The sequence below is a fragment of the Actinosynnema sp. ALI-1.44 genome (genome assembly GCF_001984155.1).
Taxonomy (GTDB): domain Bacteria; phylum Actinomycetota; class Actinomycetes; order Mycobacteriales; family Pseudonocardiaceae; genus Kibdelosporangium.
This window is the reverse complement of sequence record NZ_MTQO01000030.1, coordinates 80,153-95,717: the sequence shown is the minus strand read 5'-3', so window position 1 is coordinate 95,717 and position 15,565 is coordinate 80,153. Positions and strand designations below refer to the sequence as shown.

General features: G+C 65.7%; 13 protein-coding genes. 8 read left to right on the top strand and 5 right to left on the bottom strand.

Annotated elements, in window-relative coordinates:
• Positions 1 to 44: 44 nt before the first annotated feature.
• Both ALI144C_RS05155 and ALI144C_RS05150 read left to right on the top strand, forming a co-directional pair.
• Positions 45 to 515 carry a carboxymuconolactone decarboxylase family protein gene (locus tag ALI144C_RS05155; protein ID WP_076985840.1) on the top strand — a complete coding sequence of 157 codons (471 nt, stop codon included), beginning with the start codon at positions 45 to 47 and terminating at the stop codon, positions 513 to 515.
• Positions 516 to 604: 89 nt separating this feature from the next.
• Positions 605 to 1,039 carry an ester cyclase gene (locus ALI144C_RS05150; RefSeq protein ID WP_076985839.1) on the top strand — a complete coding sequence of 145 codons (435 nt, stop codon included), beginning with the start codon at positions 605 to 607 and terminating at the stop codon, positions 1,037 to 1,039.
• 46 nt (positions 1,040 to 1,085) lie between these two features.
• On the opposite strand, the gene ALI144C_RS05145 is transcribed toward ALI144C_RS05150, so the two are convergent.
• Entirely contained in the window at positions 1,086 to 2,486 is a 1,401-nt protein-coding gene (locus tag ALI144C_RS05145; RefSeq protein WP_076985838.1) for a HAMP domain-containing sensor histidine kinase, read from the bottom strand.
• Positions 2,483 to 3,166 carry a response regulator transcription factor gene (locus tag ALI144C_RS05140; RefSeq protein WP_076985837.1) on the bottom strand — a complete coding sequence of 228 codons (684 nt, stop codon included), beginning with the start codon at positions 3,164 to 3,166 and terminating at the stop codon, positions 2,483 to 2,485. Before ALI144C_RS05140 ends, ALI144C_RS05145 begins: the two co-directional genes overlap by 4 nt.
• A 165-nt stretch (positions 3,167 to 3,331) precedes the next feature.
• Between ALI144C_RS05140 and ALI144C_RS05135 the strand changes: the two genes are divergently transcribed.
• The 4 genes from ALI144C_RS05135 to katG all read left to right on the top strand — a co-directional run bounded on the left by ALI144C_RS05135 (position 3,332) and on the right by katG (position 8,856).
• On the top strand, positions 3,332 to 4,660 hold the full coding sequence (locus ALI144C_RS05135; protein WP_076985836.1) for an aspartyl protease family protein: 1,329 nt from the start codon (positions 3,332 to 3,334) through the stop codon (positions 4,658 to 4,660).
• 91 nt (positions 4,661 to 4,751) lie between these two features.
• Entirely contained in the window at positions 4,752 to 5,681 is a 930-nt protein-coding gene (locus ALI144C_RS05130; protein WP_143230413.1) for a hypothetical protein, read from the top strand.
• A 447-nt stretch (positions 5,682 to 6,128) separates the two neighbouring features.
• Entirely contained in the window at positions 6,129 to 6,557 is a 429-nt protein-coding gene (locus ALI144C_RS05125; RefSeq protein WP_076985834.1) for a Fur family transcriptional regulator, read from the top strand.
• Positions 6,558 to 6,579: 22 nt separating this feature from the next.
• Positions 6,580 to 8,856, top strand: coding sequence for a catalase/peroxidase HPI (gene katG / locus ALI144C_RS05120; RefSeq protein ID WP_076985833.1), 2,277 nt, complete (start codon positions 6,580 to 6,582; stop codon positions 8,854 to 8,856).
• 160 nt (positions 8,857 to 9,016) lie between these two features.
• Here katG and ALI144C_RS05115 read toward each other — a convergent pair whose 3' ends face one another.
• Positions 9,017 to 9,658 (bottom strand): VC0807 family protein, encoded by a 642-nt coding sequence (locus ALI144C_RS05115; RefSeq protein WP_083752729.1) that lies wholly within the window; start codon positions 9,656 to 9,658, stop codon positions 9,017 to 9,019.
• Entirely contained in the window at positions 9,655 to 10,125 is a 471-nt protein-coding gene (locus ALI144C_RS05110; RefSeq protein ID WP_083752728.1) for a MarR family winged helix-turn-helix transcriptional regulator, read from the bottom strand. Before ALI144C_RS05110 ends, ALI144C_RS05115 begins: the two co-directional genes overlap by 4 nt.
• A gap of 129 nt (positions 10,126 to 10,254) precedes the next feature.
• On the opposite strand from ALI144C_RS05110, the gene ALI144C_RS05105 reads away from it, so the two are divergent.
• Both ALI144C_RS05105 and ALI144C_RS54095 read left to right on the top strand, forming a co-directional pair.
• A complete protein-coding gene (locus tag ALI144C_RS05105) occupies positions 10,255 to 10,443 on the top strand; it encodes a hypothetical protein (RefSeq protein WP_076985830.1) in 189 nt (62 codons plus the stop codon).
• A 1,797-nt stretch (positions 10,444 to 12,240) separates the two neighbouring features.
• Complete coding sequence (locus ALI144C_RS54095; protein WP_143230412.1) at positions 12,241 to 12,669, top strand: hypothetical protein; 429 nt, start codon at positions 12,241 to 12,243, stop codon at positions 12,667 to 12,669.
• A gap of 251 nt (positions 12,670 to 12,920) precedes the next feature.
• Here the strand turns inward: ALI144C_RS54095 and ALI144C_RS05100 are convergent, their stop codons facing one another.
• Entirely contained in the window at positions 12,921 to 15,557 is a 2,637-nt protein-coding gene (locus tag ALI144C_RS05100; protein WP_076985829.1) for a pPIWI_RE module domain-containing protein, read from the bottom strand.
• Between the last annotated feature and the right edge of the window lie 8 nt (positions 15,558 to 15,565).

Sequence of the window (15,565 nt, the reverse complement as noted above, 5' to 3'; positions counted from 1 at the left end):
CATCGTCGGTTGGGCAGTACACCCGCTACGACCAAGGAGCTCGTATGGACGCCCGGCTCGACTACTTCGGCAACCCCGTCGGGGGAAAGTTCATGAAGACCATCATCTCGGCCGGAAGGGCGCTGGTCGACTCACCGCTGCCGGTCGCGACCCAGGAACTGGTGCGGATGCGCGCGAGCCAGATCAACGGTTGCGCTGTGTGCCTGGACATCCACACCAAGGAGGCCGCCGCGGCGGGCGAGTCGGCTGTGCGGATCAACTTGGTCGCGGCGTGGCGTGAGGCGACGGTGTTCACCGAGGCCGAGCGCGCGGCGCTGGAGCTGACCGAGCAGGCCTGCCGGATGGCGGACGGCGGCAGTGTCACCGATGAGGCGTGGTCGAACGCCGCCAAGCACTACGACGAGGACCAGCTCGCCGCACTGGTGGCGGTGATCGCGCTGATCAACGCCTTCAACCGGGTGAACGCCATCGTCCAGAACCCCGCGGGCGACTATCGAGTTGGTCAGATCGCCTAGTCACCGTTCGACGAGCCGGGCTTCGTGCCACCAGGCGCGGGTCCGGCCCACATCATCCGTTCGCGACCGAACACCCTTGGGAGAGAATCATGTCCATCGCCGAGACAGCACGCAACCGGGCCGCGTTCGCCCGTTTTCACGAGGCGACCAACTCCGGCAGCATGGAGGTCATCGCCTCCATGATCGACGAGGTCGTCGAACCGGATGTGGTGTTCCACGCACCGGTGCCGATGGAGACGACGGGCGCTCAGGCGCTCAGGCAAGTGTGGACTGTGCTGCTTCGCGCGTTCCCTGATCTGCGGGTCACGGCCGAGGACGTGCTCGCGGTCGGGGACAAGGTCGTCTGCCGCAACACCGTCACCGGCACCCACCAAGGCGAGTACCGCGGTCTTCCGGCTACCGGGAAAACCGTTGCCTACAGCGAGATCTTCATCATCCGGTTCGCAGGAGGGCGGGTCGCCGAGATCTGGGGCGTCGTCGACGTTCTCACCCAGCTGCGGCAGCTCGGCTCCCTCGCGGCGTAGCGGAGCGCGGAGGAAACCGTCTTGGCGCACCTGAACCGGCGCCCGCTCACGGACGTGGTGGGAGGTCGATTCTCACGCATGCTCCCCACCCCGGAGGTGGGTCGACGAACTGGACGGTGCCGCCGTGTGCGGTGATGGTGTTGGCCACGATGGCGAGGCCGAGCCCGGAACCCGGTAGAGCGCGGGCGGCGGGGGCGCGCCAGAACCGGTCGAACACGTGCTGACGATGTTCTTGCGGGATTCCCGGGCCCTGGTCGGTGATGGTGAGCCAGTGCGTTCCGGTGCGGACTGCGATGGTCGAGTGGGGTGGGGAGAACTTGACCGCGTTGTCGAGCAGGTTCAGAACGGCTGTCTCCAGGGCTGCCGCGTCACCGACGGTGGCCCAGTGGACGGTGTCCGCGTGGATGTCGAGGTCGAAGATGTGGTCGGGTGCCCGGCTGGTGGCGCGGTGCACGGCTCGTTCGATCACGGTCGTGATGGCCACGTCGTCATGTGCCAGATCGTGATTGTCTCTGGCGAGTTCGACCAGTTCGGCGACGAGCGTGCCGAACTCCGCGGTCTGTGCCTGGATGCGGTCGAGGATCGTGGCTCGTGTGCCGGCCGGAATGGCGCGCCTGGTGTGTTCACTGCGGACCAGCAAATCGACGTTGGTCCGCAGGCTGGTGAGCGGAGTGCTCAGCTCGTGGGCCGCGTTGGTGACGAGTTCCTGTTGTCGACGCCGGGAATCCCGCAGTGCTGTGGTCATCGCTGAGAACGCGCTGCCGAGTCGGCCGATTTCGTCGCCGCCGGCGACTTCCACCGAGGTGTCCAGGTCCTCGGTGCGGGCGATGTGTTCGGCTGTGGTGGTCAACTGGCGCATCGGGGCGAGTGCGCGACGTGCCAGCAACAACCCGGCCGCGCCAGCGGTGCACGCCCCGACCAGGCACATCACGATCAGGACGCTGCCCAGAGTCGTCAGGACGTCGTCGATCGGTGCGAGAGCGCGACTGATGGCTATCACGTCACCGTTGCCGACCGGGCGCAACGCCACCCGTACCGGCACACCCGACCAGGTCTCGCCGTTCCGCACGGTCTGCGTGGTGACGGCGTGGTCGGTCAGGGTGGTGGTCACCTTGTCCACACCGTCGGGGGCGCAGGTGCTGCCGTCGGCGCGCAGCACTTGGATGCCTTCGAGAAACTGCTGCAAAGGTTGTTGCTGTGCAGGGGGTTTGCAGATCAACGACGCCACATCGAGCGAGGTGGGCCGATCGGCGGCCTTGTTCATCAGGCTGACCGCGGGGATCGGCTTGTCGAGCAGGGTCTGGTCCAGTTGGTCCCGCAGGTTCTGCCGGGTCACCAACCACGTGACGGCGGCGACACCGACGATCGCGACGGCGACGACGCAGGCGGTGATGATGCCGATCCGGTCCCGCAGCAGAAGTTTCCGCTCCGAACGGCGGCGGGTCATGGTTGCGCACGCAGGACGAAACCGACACCCCGGACGGTGTGCAGCAGCCGGTCCGTGCCCCGCGCCTCGGTCTTGCGGCGCAGGTGACCGATGTAGACGTCCAGGTTGTTCGTGCCCGGGTCGTGTCCCCAGATCCGCTGTTGCAGGTACGCCCTGGTCAGCACCCGCTCAGGGGTGGTGAGGAACAGGCGTAGAAGGTCGAACTCCGTCGGCGTCAGCGCGATCGGGTAACCGGCTCGGGTCACCTCGCGGGACGCTGTGTTCAGTTCGACATCGGCGAACCGGAGCGCGTCGGACCGCGTGTGCCCCCGGTTCTGTTTGAGCAGGGCCCGCAGCCGCGCGAGCAGTTCCTCGAGGGCGAACGGTTTGACCAGGTAGTCGTCCGCGCCCGCGTCCAGTCCGGTGACCCGGTCCCCCAGCCCGTGCCGCGCGGTCAGCATGAGCACCGGCATCAGGACCCCGTCGGCACGCAGCCGCCGGCAGACTTCGAGGCCGTCGATGCCCGGCATCATCACATCCACGATCGCGAGGTCGATCCGCGCGTCGTCCTCGACGGAACGGATCCGGTGGAGCGCCTGCTCACCGTCTCCGGCCGTGACGACCGCGTAGCCCTCGAACTCCAGGCTGTGCCGCAGGCTCTCCCGCACATCGGGGTCGTCGTCCACCACAAGCACGCGCATCTTCTGTCCATTGGGGTCGACGGAACAGCGTCAACCAGACCGTATCCCGGACGACCAGGATACGGCTTGCGCTTTCACGATCTTCTCAGTTTCCGGCCAGGTTTCCTTCATGCGATGTCGGACACCATGTGGCGGAACCGATCCACTCGTGTGTGAGGAGCGAACATGGTGCAGTCAGGCGACGTCGATCGACGCGCGTTTCTACGACGAGCGGGAATGGTCGCGGGCGTGGGCGCGGCTCTGCCGTTGCTGGGGTCTGTCGGAAGCGCCGCAGCGAGCGGCCCACCCACCTCGCACGACCCCGATCAGCTGTTCAAGGAGGGCCGGTTCGACGAAGCCGACCGCGGCTACCGCAACCTCCTGCGCAAGGATCCCCGCGACGCGCACGCCAACGCGCAGGTCGGCTACATCGCGTTGCTGTCCAACAAATTCCGTGACGCCGAGACCTACCTGTCGCGCGCCCTCGGGTCGGCGCCCAATGATGTCGCCTCGAAGAAGCGGCTGGCGGAGTGCTTCGTCCGCCAGGATCAACTCGCCCGCGCGGTACCGTTGCTGAGGAGCACCGGCAGCAAGCGTGACGAGGCATTCGCCGAGCAGTACGCACATGTCGGCGGTACACCATGGCAGGTGCACGGTGCGCAGAGCACACGGTTGCCCTGGTACGCCCCCGACCCGCTGCCGTTCGTCGAGGCGTCGGTGAACGGCGGGAAACCCCGGCTGTTCCTCATCGACACCTATGCCACCGCCGGTCTGACCCTGGAAGTGGCGGAGGAACTGGGCCTGCGCGCGGTGTCCGAACTGACCGGGTACGTCGGCAGCCACCCCGTCACCCTGTACTTGGGTGTGCTGGATTCGCTCCGGCTCGGCGACATCGAACTCCGCAACATTCCGATCCAGTGGACCGGCAAGAACACACCCGAGATGCCACGCCCGCCGGACGGCACGCGTCCCGCGGGCGCGATCGGCACCACGCTGTTCTACCACTTCCTGACCACAATGGACTACACGGGCAAGAACCTGGTGCTGCGGCGCAAGACCGACACCCAGCTACGGCAGTTCCAGGCCCAGGCACGGCGGGAAGGTCACTCCCGAGTCCCCCTGTGGCTGGCAGGCGACCATTTCCCGTGCACACTGGGCAGCCTCCGTGACTACACACGGATCGTCACCCTCGACACCGGCGGCCTCGACCCAAGAGGTGTCGGCACGACCGTGGAGATAGCCGAACGAGCCGGCCTCGACGTGGACTACGACCACCCTCTGAATGACGAAAGAACACGTTTTCCGATCAAGCCCGACCGCATCGGCATCGGCAAAGCCGTCAACCACAGCGCCGAAGGCGTCGCGGAGCCACCATCGATGGGGCCGGGGCCCGGGCAGTCCGGCCAGTTCGGATTCGACGTCATCGCCAACTTCAGCCACGCCTTCCTCAAGCCCTTCACGATCACCTTCGACTACACCACCACGCACCTCTACGCCAAAGCCGGACCGTCGTAGGACGCCGTGACGTTCGTCCGTCGCGGACACGGTCGAGGCCATCGAAACCTGTCGTGCCACAATCATCGAACCGTTGTTCAGGGGGAGGACGATGTACCGTCGGTTACTCGTTGTGGCTGTGCTGCTCACCGGATGCACTACCCAGCCGAACACCTCCGGCCCACCGCCGACGACCACGACCTCGGCACCGCCCGCGGTGAAGGAGGTGCCGCAGCGCCCGCTACGGATGGCCGGCGGCCTGGCATTGAGCTATGTGCAACCGGAAACGGCGGCACGAGTGCTGTGTTCCCCCTCCGCCCCACCGCACCCGGTGCTGGTGCACTTCGAGCCCGACATCGGCGGCAGGAAACCGAACTGCCGGATCACCGACGCACGGGGCCGGCACGCCATCGATCTCTCGCTCAAGCAGGCGTCCAGTACGACCTTCACCGGCAACGACAAGATCGCCGACCACGATGCCATGGTCACCGAGAAAACGGGAAAGGTGTTCGTCGAGACACCTGTCTCGGACGCCATGAACATCAGGGAGATCAGCCCCCAATGGCCGATCCTGCTGGCCGAGGCCGACACGGCTGATGCCACGCTGTTGCGGGAGTACCTGGCGAAGGTGCTGCCGGAGTTGACGAAGGACGCCGACCGGCTGGCTGTCTACCCCGGCGGCGGCGTCGACCTGAAATCGGTCACGGTGACCCCGGACGTCTTCCACGACCTGGCGAAGCCTCTGCAGGCACTGCAGTTGTGCCAGATCGCGAAGGAAACCCTCGGCCTCAAGCCGTCCAGAGTCACCGAGAACGGCGTGTGCGTCGCGAAGTTGCCCGACGGCAGCGACCTGACTTTCCGACCGGAGCCGACCTCGCGGACCAAAGCCGACTACGAGCGGACAGTAGGCGGCCGTCCGGCATCCGCTGACAACCGGGACGTGCGGGTGAGGTTGCGCGACGACATCCCGCTCGACATCATCTTCTCCCAGCAGCACGAAAGCTTCGGTGAGAAGGTCGTCGCCGTACTCGGTCAGAAGTAGAGAACAACGGATCGTCGCTGTCCTGACACTGTTCCGCGCCGGATGCGGCACGCAGCCTGCTGCCGTGCCGCGTCCTGCCGCGCCGGACGGCGAGACCAACGAATGCGGCGATCGGAACGTTGCCGAGGTCGCTCCCCTGCTGGCGGCACTGGATCATGTCGTCCCCCGCGCAGGTCGGGCGGATGCCGCCGGTTGACCAGGTCGCCCGCCCGCAGGTGGCACCGTTGATCCCCGAGCGGCCGAGCGCATCGCGGCAACCCGGCAGAGGTCCTCAGCGGACACATCGACCCACTCCGTTCCGGTCAGGGCCGAGAGTGGAACACGTCACCTGCCCGTGTCGCGATCTCGAGATGCGGCGAAGCGCTCCCTGACTCAGGATGGGCACACAGGACCGAGGTGGAGCGCTCGTTTTGACTGATTCCAGATAAGCGCCCTATCATCGGACGTATGGAGTCCGACTTCGAGACGCAACTGCGAGCGGCCTCGTTGCGCGTGACGCGACCCCGGCTGGCTGTGCTGGCCGCGCTGCGCGACCACTCCCATGTCGACACCGAAACAGTGATCGACCTGGTGCGGGTCGATCATCCGACGATTTCCCACCAGGCGGTGTACGACGTCCTGCGCGCGCTCACCGATGCCGGTCTGCTGCGCCGCATCCAACCCCTGGGCGCCACCGCCCGCTACGAATCGCGGGTCGGTGACAACCACCACCATGTCGTCTGCCGGTCCTGTGGCGCGATCGCGGATGTCGACTGCGTGGTCGGTCACCCTCCCTGTCTCACCGCCTCGGACGATCACGGCTTCGTGATCGACGAGGCGGAGGTCGTCTTCTGGGGCACCTGCCCCGACTGTTCGGCCGAGCGCACCTCCCAGTGATCCGCAAGTCGGAAGGAAACACATGAACGCCCCCAAGGACAACGCCCCATCCAGTGCGCAGGGCGTCGACCAGAAGGCGGCGGCCGGGTGTCCGGTCGCGCACGACTCGGTGACGGCGCACGGCAGCGAGAGTGAGAACCCGGCGATCGACTCGCCGACCCCGAAGACGGGCGGCCGTCCGCGCACGAACCGGGACTGGTGGCCCAACCAACTCGACCTGTCGGTGTTGCACGCCCACTCCTCGAAGGGCAACCCGCTGCCGTCGGGCTTCAGCTACGCCGAGGAGTTCGCCAAGCTCGACGTCGACGCCCTCAAGCGCGACATCACCGAAGTGCTCACGACCTCGCAGGACTGGTGGCCGGCCGACTTCGGTCACTACGGCGGTCTGATGATCCGGATGAGCTGGCACGCCGCCGGCACGTACCGAATTCACGACGGACGCGGCGGCGCGGGCGACGGCGGTCAGCGGTTCGCCCCGCTCAACAGCTGGCCCGACAACGCCAACCTCGACAAGGCCCGGCGGCTGCTGTGGCCGGTCAAGCAGAAGTACGGCCAGAAGATCTCGTGGGCCGACTTGCTCGTGCTCGCCGGCAACGTCGCACTGGAATCGATGGGCTTCAAGACGTTCGGCTTCGGTTTCGGCCGCGAGGACGTGTGGGAGCCGGAGGAGATCTTCTGGGGTCCGGAGGACGCGTGGCTGGGTGACGAGCGCTACGTCAGCGAGTCGGAGATGGCACCCGAAGTCGGCGCGACCGAGATGGGACTCATCTACGTCAACCCCGAGGGGCCCCGCGGCAACGCGGACCCGGCTGCGGCAGCCCACTTCATCCGGGAGACGTTCGGCCGGATGGCGATGAACGACGAAGAGACAGTCGCTCTCATCGCCGGTGGCCACACCTTCGGCAAGACCCACGGCGCGGGCGTCGCCGACGGCCACGTCGGTCCGGAGCCCGAGGCCGCCCCGCTGGAGTCGCAGGGTCTCGGCTGGTTGAGCACCTACGGCAGCGGCAAGGGCGGTGACACGATCACCAGCGGTCTGGAGGTGACGTGGACCGACGTGCCGACGCAGTGGAGCAACCGCTTCTTCGAGATCCTCTTCGGCTACGAGTGGGAACTGACCACCAGCCCCGGCGGCGCCAAGCAGTACGTCGCCAAGGACGCCGAGCCGATCGTCCCGGACGCCCACGACCCGGCCAAGAAGCACAAGCCGACCATGCTCACCACCGACCTGGCGCTGCGCGTGGACCCGGCGTACGAGAAGATCTCCCGGCGCTTCCTCGAACACCCCGACCAGTTCGCGTTGGCGTTCGCCAAGGCCTGGTACAAGCTGCTGCACCGCGACATGGGTCCGGTCAGCCGGTTCCTGGGGCCGTGGGTCGCCGAACCGCAGTTGTGGCAGGACCCGGTGCCCGCGGTCGACCACGACCTCGTGGGTGACGCCGAGGTCGCCGCGCTCAAAGCGAAGGTCCTCGACTCCGGCCTCACCACCGCACAGCTGGTCACCACCGCCTGGGCGTCCGCGGCCAGCTTCCGAGCCACCGACAAGCGCGGCGGCGCCAACGGCGCCCGGATCCGCCTGGAGCCCCAGCGCAGCTGGGAGGTCAACCAGCCGGACCAGCTCGCGAAGGTCCTCGAGGCGTTGGAGGGCATCCAACGGGAGTTCAACACCGCGGGCGGCGCGAAGATCTCGCTGGCCGACCTGATCGTGCTGGCGGGTTCGGCAGCGGTCGAGAAGGCGGCGCGGGACGCCGGGGTCGAGGTGACCGTGCCGTTCCACCCCGGACGCACCGACGCCACCCAGGAGCAGACCGACGTCGAGTCGTTCCGGGTCCTCGAGCCGCGCGCGGACGGGTTCCGCAACTACGTGCGGTCCGGCGAGAAGCTCCAGCCGGAGGTGCTGCTGGTCGACCGCGCCTACATGCTCGGCCTGACAGCACCCGAGATGACCGTCCTCGTCGGCGGTCTGCGTTGCCTCGGCGCCAACCACGGTGGCACACGGCATGGTGTGCTCACCGACCGGCCCGGCGTGCTCACCAACGACTTCTTCGCCAATCTGCTGTCGCCGGGGACCCGGTGGAAGGCGTCGGAGTCCGACGAGCACGTCTTCGAGATCAGGGACGCGGCCACCGACGAGGTGAAGTGGACTGCGACCGCGGTCGACCTGATCTTCGGCTCCAACTCCCAACTGCGTGCGGTAGCAGAGGTCTACGCCAGCGAGGACGCCCGTGAGCGGTTCGTGACGGACTTCGTCGCGGCCTGGACCAAGGTCATGGACCTCGACCGGTACGACCTCACCTGACGCCGTCATGCCAATGAGCCCGGCCGGTCCCAGCGCCCGGCCGGGTTCACCTCGGGTGGCCTTCCTGTTCCCCGGCCAAGGATCGCAATACGTCAGCGTGGGAGCGGACTTGGCGGTGCACCAGCCGTGGGCCTGGGAGGCGTGACATCCGGGAGGCTGCTCAGTGGCTGCCGAGCTGCTTCAACTGGCCGCCGAGTTCGTGATGGGTGGTGGTGTAGCGGCGGGCGAGCCACTCCGTCGCGGCGATGAGGGTGAGCAGGGTTGCTGGGGCGATGATCGAGGCGGTGACCACGGCCAGCGTGAGCGGAAGTGTGTAGATCAGCAGGATCGCGACTACCGCTTCCGCGCTGAGGCCGATGGTCCAGACGAGCGTGAGGCGACGGTGCAGAGCGTGGAATCCGGCGTCCTCGCGCCACCGCCGGTCGAACTGTGCGGGGTCAGCGGCGAGATCCCGACGGATGCGCGCAATGAGCGGCCGCCGCGCGAGCAGGGACACCGCAGCGAACAGCCCGATAGCACCGGTGATGACGAAGTCCTTGGCCAGTTCCACCCGCGCGTCGCCGGTGACCAGGGCAACCGGGACTCCCAACGCGAAACGAGCCAGCACGAGCCCGCCCAGCACAGTCAGCTCGTGCCGACGCAGGTACTGTGCGGCCAACACGAGCACTGACACTCCAGCGGCGCCCACCAATGCCCACACCGGTTGCCAACCGAGCATGGTGAACAGCAGGTAGGCACCGACCGGGACGCCCACGTTCTCCACGATGGCAAGGAACAACCGAACCCAGACCTTGGTCATCATGGTTCGTCCTGCGAGCGGGTACGCCCTGCGTGCGCAGCGATCAGCTTGTGCAGCAGGGCGTTGAGCATCCCCGCTTCGTAGCTCTCCAGGCCCAACACGGCCGGTTCGTTGAACTTCCGTATCGAGACGCCCGCTGCCTTGAGCACCGCCCGCCCCTCCTCGGTCAGGCGTACCGGCACCGGCTTACCGCGCCCACCCGGCCCCTGCCGAAGCAACAGACCACGCTCGGCAAGATCGGCGATGACGCCAGTCATGCTCTGCGGGCGGATCAACACCCGACGAGCGAGCTCAGCCTGCAACAGACCCGGGCTATCCGACAGCTGCGCCAGAACCCCGAACTGAACCGGCGTCAACCCATGACGCCCGAACAATTCATACAAGCTACGCGCCAACGCGTGATACGCCTGCACGATCGCCCACGCCGGGAGCACGGCCAAGTCCTCGCTCACCCACTCGTCATCACCCACGCCGACAGGCTATCAGGTATCTGATTTGAACAGATGCTCAAGCCGCGTTCCACGCTATACCTGGCTACCCTGATATCAGACGCCTGATTTAGGGATGATGCAAGTCATCGGCACGGGGATCGGCGATTGGTGGCGGCGTACGGACTGCGTGCCGCCGGAATGGACGTACAGGTCCACGAGCCCGACACGTTCCAGCAGTCCACTATGCTGGACCACCGCTTACTAGTGCTGGCACACCTTCCACGCGGCGACGACGGCGACCACATGCTGATCGGCCGACTCCCACTGCGCCAACTTCTGAGACACGGCCTGGCCTGAGTTTTATCCCTGATTGTCGGCCGCGACCTGCTCGCCGCGCCCTTACATTCGACGCACGGCCTTGAGTAAATCGCGGCAAGGCCCCTATTCCTGAGATGGGTCGGCCGAACTCTCGACAGAAGCCTCGAGTGGTCCTTGTTGCCGCTGAAAGCGTTAGAAGCCGAGAAGGAAGTCAAACACTTGACGGCGTTGAAAGATCATTCTCGGTGCTGACCGGTACGTGTAGGAACGACAGCAGCGACGACCAGGTTCACTGGTTACGCAGAGCGACGCGACGTGTACCACTTCCGTCGTAACGAGCTACTCGTTTGGCCTAATACAAGCCTTTCGATTACGAGGTTACGTTGACCGTTGGTCGCACCGCCAAGACCGGAGAGTCATGCCCCGAGAGCGGCGTCTGGAAGGTCGTTGGAAGTCCATCCACCACAGCCCCATCGCCAAAGGAAACACAATGCCGCCGTACAACAGGCGTAGCGTGACGTGGCAACTGATTCAGTTGGCGTGAGTCAAGGCCCGCACTGGGCCGCCTATCGCGTGTCCGCCGAGGGCGCAGCGAGTCGCAATCACCCAGTAAGGCACTCAGCCCCCGGAACGGTCTCGGTAAAGATCATCGCCGTGATCGAGGTGGCGGTAAGGAAAGAGCCCTCTGGCCAGGTTTTTCACCTTCGCCAGAGGGCTTCTTCTCGACCGTCGGGACGACAGGATTTGAACCTGCGACCCCTTGACCCCCAGTCGCGGAACGACTGAGCGGCATGCTCTGGCCTGTTCTCCCAGGTGGACTCCCAGTATAACCGGCCGAGTAAAGGAGTCTTCCGCCTGGCGCTCAGCCTGGATCTTCGCGCGCCCACGTGCCGCAGGGCGTTACCGGACGACGAAACCAGAGCCAGACCCAGTTCAAACCACCATAATCACCGACTCTTCAGCGTCGCATTGACCGCCTCGACCACGCAGCCGAGGCCCTGATCTGAACAGGGTGGACAGCAGAGCACCCTGGAGCGACAGTGAAACCCACCGCGAGCACCTTCAAAACCTACCACGCATACCGCCCACCCCGTGCCACAGCCCCCTCACCAGCAAAGACGTGAGAGGAATCGACCGGTCGCACCATAAACCGCCCAACCTGTGCCAGGAATGACCTCGTCAGCGCGTCCGAATATCTCGCCGACGTCAATACCCTCTATTCGGAACTCTGTCGTAATCCAAACGAACCAGCTAGTCTATTATGGACTAACTGACGTAAGTATCTCTACAATCATCCCACGTGCTCTAGACAGACTGATCGCCTGCCGCGTCCGGGGTCATGTCGCGCGGCGCGTCTATCGGTCCAGGATGTGAAAGGGGAACCGCATGACATGGTCGCGTCCTGCGGTACATCGGACGATCGTGGTGGTGGATGTCGAAGGGTTTGGTGATCTTCGGCGAACCAACAGCCATCAGGCGGGACAGGTTTGGTGGCGCCAAGCGTGCGGACGCCCAGCCGCTACTCCAGAGTCGATAGCCGAGTGCGGGTGGCTTGCGCGCCACCCGCATGCTCACGACACTGATCATGAGGTTGCTGCAGCAAGCAAGGTATGGCCCTCGCCGGTCGTTGCGGACCAGCGCAGCCGAGATGCCAGTTGGATTGTTTCCTGGAGTCCGAGTTGCGATCTTCGCTGACCTTCACGAACCAGCGCTGCTCGGGCGGTCACCTGCCAAGTGGTCGCTCGACTCCTATTGCGATCCTCGCTGAGCGCCAGGCGCACACGCGAGCTCGGCGAGCACGTCGTCAAAGTCACGCGGGATCCGCACGATCGAGTCGTGAGCAACGGCTGCGGCGGCCTTCTGGATCAGATGCTCGCGGGGACGGTGTTTTCCTTCGCTACAGATGGTTGGGGCCTGGACAGCGTGGGATGCGCAGCGGGCAACCTCGACCTGGCAAGCACGTTCCGATTATGGGATCGCAACAGGACCTTCTACGCCGCCCATTCGGTGCTCGTAGCGGAGATGGCAAAGATCAGCTCTACACCGATCCCTGGCAAAGTCTGGATGTGCATCCCGCACACCGAGCCGCTGATCTTGCTGCCTGACACCACACCGATCAACCTGCCAAGTGGCGACATCGGTGTCCCGACAGGGTTCTTCGTTCAGGGTCGCATTCGAACGGTCCGTATGCCCCATCCACGACGACCACCATGTCGCGCTGGGGTTCATTTCCTCGTGCGGCTATCTGACGCCAGCACGACGTGATTCGCACAACCGTCGACACCGCAAGGCGCATGACGTTGGAGCAGATGGTCAACGAGGCATTCGCTCAATTCCGCATCTGCGACGATGGTCCACCACCCAACGATGAGCGATGGACTTCGTACCTGACCTCGCTGATGCGTACAGCGGTCTCGCTGACGTACTCCTGCACCGAGGAAGGCTGACATCTCTGTCATGTCCACCGCCATGACTCGCAAGGTCACGCGGCAGCCGAAGAGGGGAGCCAGGCTCGACTATTCCACCTCGTCTTCGGTCGACTCTGTTGAGCAGCAGTACTCTTCTGCCTTCTTGGCCAGGTGTACGGGGAAGGGTTGGGCCAGCGGGTCGTACTCGTCGTGGAAGCGCTGTTGATGTGCGACCGATGCCCACTCCGCCGCGCTGTCCGGCGAGTCTGCATCACCCGATGCAACACACAGCGAAGTGACCTCAAGGTACTGCGGGTTCCACGCCGAGACCGTCGCGCCGTATTGCGAGGACACATCGTCGCCGAGCTTCCGGAGCCCCCTCGGGGTCTTCGGGAAGCTGCGGGGAAGGTCCGCGGTGCTGGCAAAGACCCGGTTGTCGCTTGCCTTGTCTCCAGGGCACCACAGTCCGCTGGCGAAGCCTGCGGGTTTTCCCTCGGGCGTGGGTGCATACCACTGTGGCACCTCCTCCCGGCTGTTCCGGTCACGTACCAAGACCACTCGGAGCTCCTCGCCATATGCTCCCACTCGCTGATCCTGGATGCCGGTGAAACCCAGGTGATCCTTCATGAGAGAGCCGTTGGCCAACGACGGCCAGGACTCGCGAAGATTTCCGCTGTTGACCAACAGCAACGTAGGGCGATCCCGGGACTGGTACAGGATTGACCTGATCCGCCGCTCCACCTCCAGCCGATCATCCTCAGCGTTCCGCCGACCCTTGGTGCGGAACGACGCATCTGCAGCCGATGAGGTCAACAGGAAACGCCGGTAGGGAACCCAGTCCTTGACCCTGTCATCCCACGCGGTGACCTGCTGAAACTCTTCACCAGGTCGGACCCGGACCGCCACGAGCCGCCTGCCCTGCGCTCCTCGGACGACCCACAGACCAACGTACTGCAAGCCGGTCGGCAGCGGCGATCTCGTGCGCGGCTCGGCGGTGGTGAAGACACCGAGCTGCCGGTATGCGTCGAGGCATGCCGACCGCACTCGCTGATCGACGTCATCACCTGAACCGGGCAGGGGGCGGATGAACTGCGTGAGGCGCCCACTGTCGGCAAAACCGAGCCGTAGCGCTGACTTCGGATCAGAGTCCGGCTCGGTGAAGCGGTCGCCACCGGGTAGTTCGACCAGGGCGATGGCGGGGGCGTCGAGCCGGGGGAAGGCCCCGCCGGCGGCCAGCCGTCGTGCCCGGTGAGCTTCCCGCACGGCTGCGGGACGCTGCGGCGTTCCGGGCTTCGGAACATGGACTTCGCGGGCGAGATCACCCAGGGATGACACAGTCAGCCGTACTTCCAGCCCATCGAAGAACCACCGCTGTCGCACCTCGGTGGTGACCTGTTCCTCGGAGCAGCCGAGCTGGCGCGCGAACTCGCGTAGGATCCGATCCGCCGACTCGGGAAAGATCGTCACGACATCCACGTGCAGCGGCTCACCGGCCAACACAGCCCGCAATCCACGCCGCCGATTCTCCTCAACCTGCCGGTCGACCCTCTCCCGCTGCTCGGGCCTGGTCTTCGGTACCGCTGGCAACAGCGCGGGCTTGTTCCTCACCCGAGGAACCCGGACCAGATCCGGTACTCGCCGCAGCATGGGCTCCAACCCCTTGGTAACCCACTCGTCGAGTTCCGCGCGCTCGTCGGGCATCAGTCCCGTGCCGACGGCGTGAGTCGTCTCCAACGCCGTGCTGTGCACGATGCCCACCGCCTTTCCGTCCCTGCCCGTCAGCCATGCTTTCGGGGAGGAGATCACCTCCTCGGCCTTCGGGTAGCTGCCGATGACGTCGAGGTCGCCGAGCAGGCCCATGGGGCTGTTGCGGCCCCAGACCACCCGCCCCTGGCGGGCGTCGTAGCGGATGCTGTTGACCGACAATCGGGTCCGAGCCACAGACCCGCCGTCCCCCCAGAGCGACGGGGTATCCACAAGTGCGGTCGCGGATCGCCGGTGCGGCAGAAACAATCGGTCTCCCGCGACCCACCGCCGAATCCCCGTGGAGACATGCACCCGCAGATGGGTGGTGAACGGAACGGTGTGACAGGTGACCCTGACGACTGCCGAGTAGAAGTGCCCACCCCCGTCGAACGGTGTGGATCTCGGAGGCCACGACACGAGCTCGGTTCCCTGATCGCGGTTGACCACCCGGAACCGGGTTTCCCCGTCTGACTCCCGAGCACGGAACGACCGCTTCGCCAAGCGCATTGCGACCAGTTCAGGCAGCAGCGAGTACAGCCTCCTCGGTGGTAGCGCGGTTCCTCCCACTGATAGGTCGACCGAGGTGAGGTCCACCTCCACTGGCAGCCATTCGATGGCGGTACCGCTGATCAAGTCGAGCACCCGGCCCAGCGCGGCTTGATGCTCGGGCTCGGGTCGCAGTGACATCACCCAGGTCAAGAATGCGGCCCGCACAACCTCAGTGGGCACCTCGCCGTTGGTGTAGATCCAGGGAATCGACGGATCGGCCGCCGCGCCGCGACCAGTCGCCAACACCCCAGGGGCCACGGCGCGCAACACCTGGTTCAGGTGCCTGACCGGCAAACCGACCATGGCCTCCCGGCTGCGCCAGCCAAGGGCGTACAGATCCGTCAGCTCGGTCTGCCACTGCTCGGCGAACTTCGCCACGTGGAATTGTTCGACCCACGGGTCGCATGATGGAGCGTGTTCAAACGCGCAGGTCCTGATCTGGTTGTACATGGTTCCTC

Coding starts and splice junctions, on each gene's coding strand:
- ALI144C_RS05155 (WP_076985840.1), top strand. CDS start 45: ATGGACGCCCGGCTCGACTACTTCGGCAACCCCGTCGGGGGAAAGTTC.
- ALI144C_RS05150 (WP_076985839.1), top strand. CDS start 605: ATGTCCATCGCCGAGACAGCACGCAACCGGGCCGCGTTCGCCCGTTTT.
- ALI144C_RS05145 (WP_076985838.1), bottom strand. CDS start 2,486: ATGACCCGCCGCCGTTCGGAGCGGAAACTTCTGCTGCGGGACCGGATC.
- ALI144C_RS05140 (WP_076985837.1), bottom strand. CDS start 3,166: ATGCGCGTGCTTGTGGTGGACGACGACCCCGATGTGCGGGAGAGCCTG.
- ALI144C_RS05135 (WP_076985836.1), top strand. CDS start 3,332: ATGGTGCAGTCAGGCGACGTCGATCGACGCGCGTTTCTACGACGAGCG.
- ALI144C_RS05130 (WP_143230413.1), top strand. CDS start 4,752: ATGTACCGTCGGTTACTCGTTGTGGCTGTGCTGCTCACCGGATGCACT.
- ALI144C_RS05125 (WP_076985834.1), top strand. CDS start 6,129: ATGGAGTCCGACTTCGAGACGCAACTGCGAGCGGCCTCGTTGCGCGTG.
- katG (WP_076985833.1), top strand. CDS start 6,580: ATGAACGCCCCCAAGGACAACGCCCCATCCAGTGCGCAGGGCGTCGAC.
- ALI144C_RS05115 (WP_083752729.1), bottom strand. CDS start 9,658: ATGATGACCAAGGTCTGGGTTCGGTTGTTCCTTGCCATCGTGGAGAAC.
- ALI144C_RS05100 (WP_076985829.1), bottom strand. CDS start 15,557: ATGTACAACCAGATCAGGACCTGCGCGTTTGAACACGCTCCATCATGC.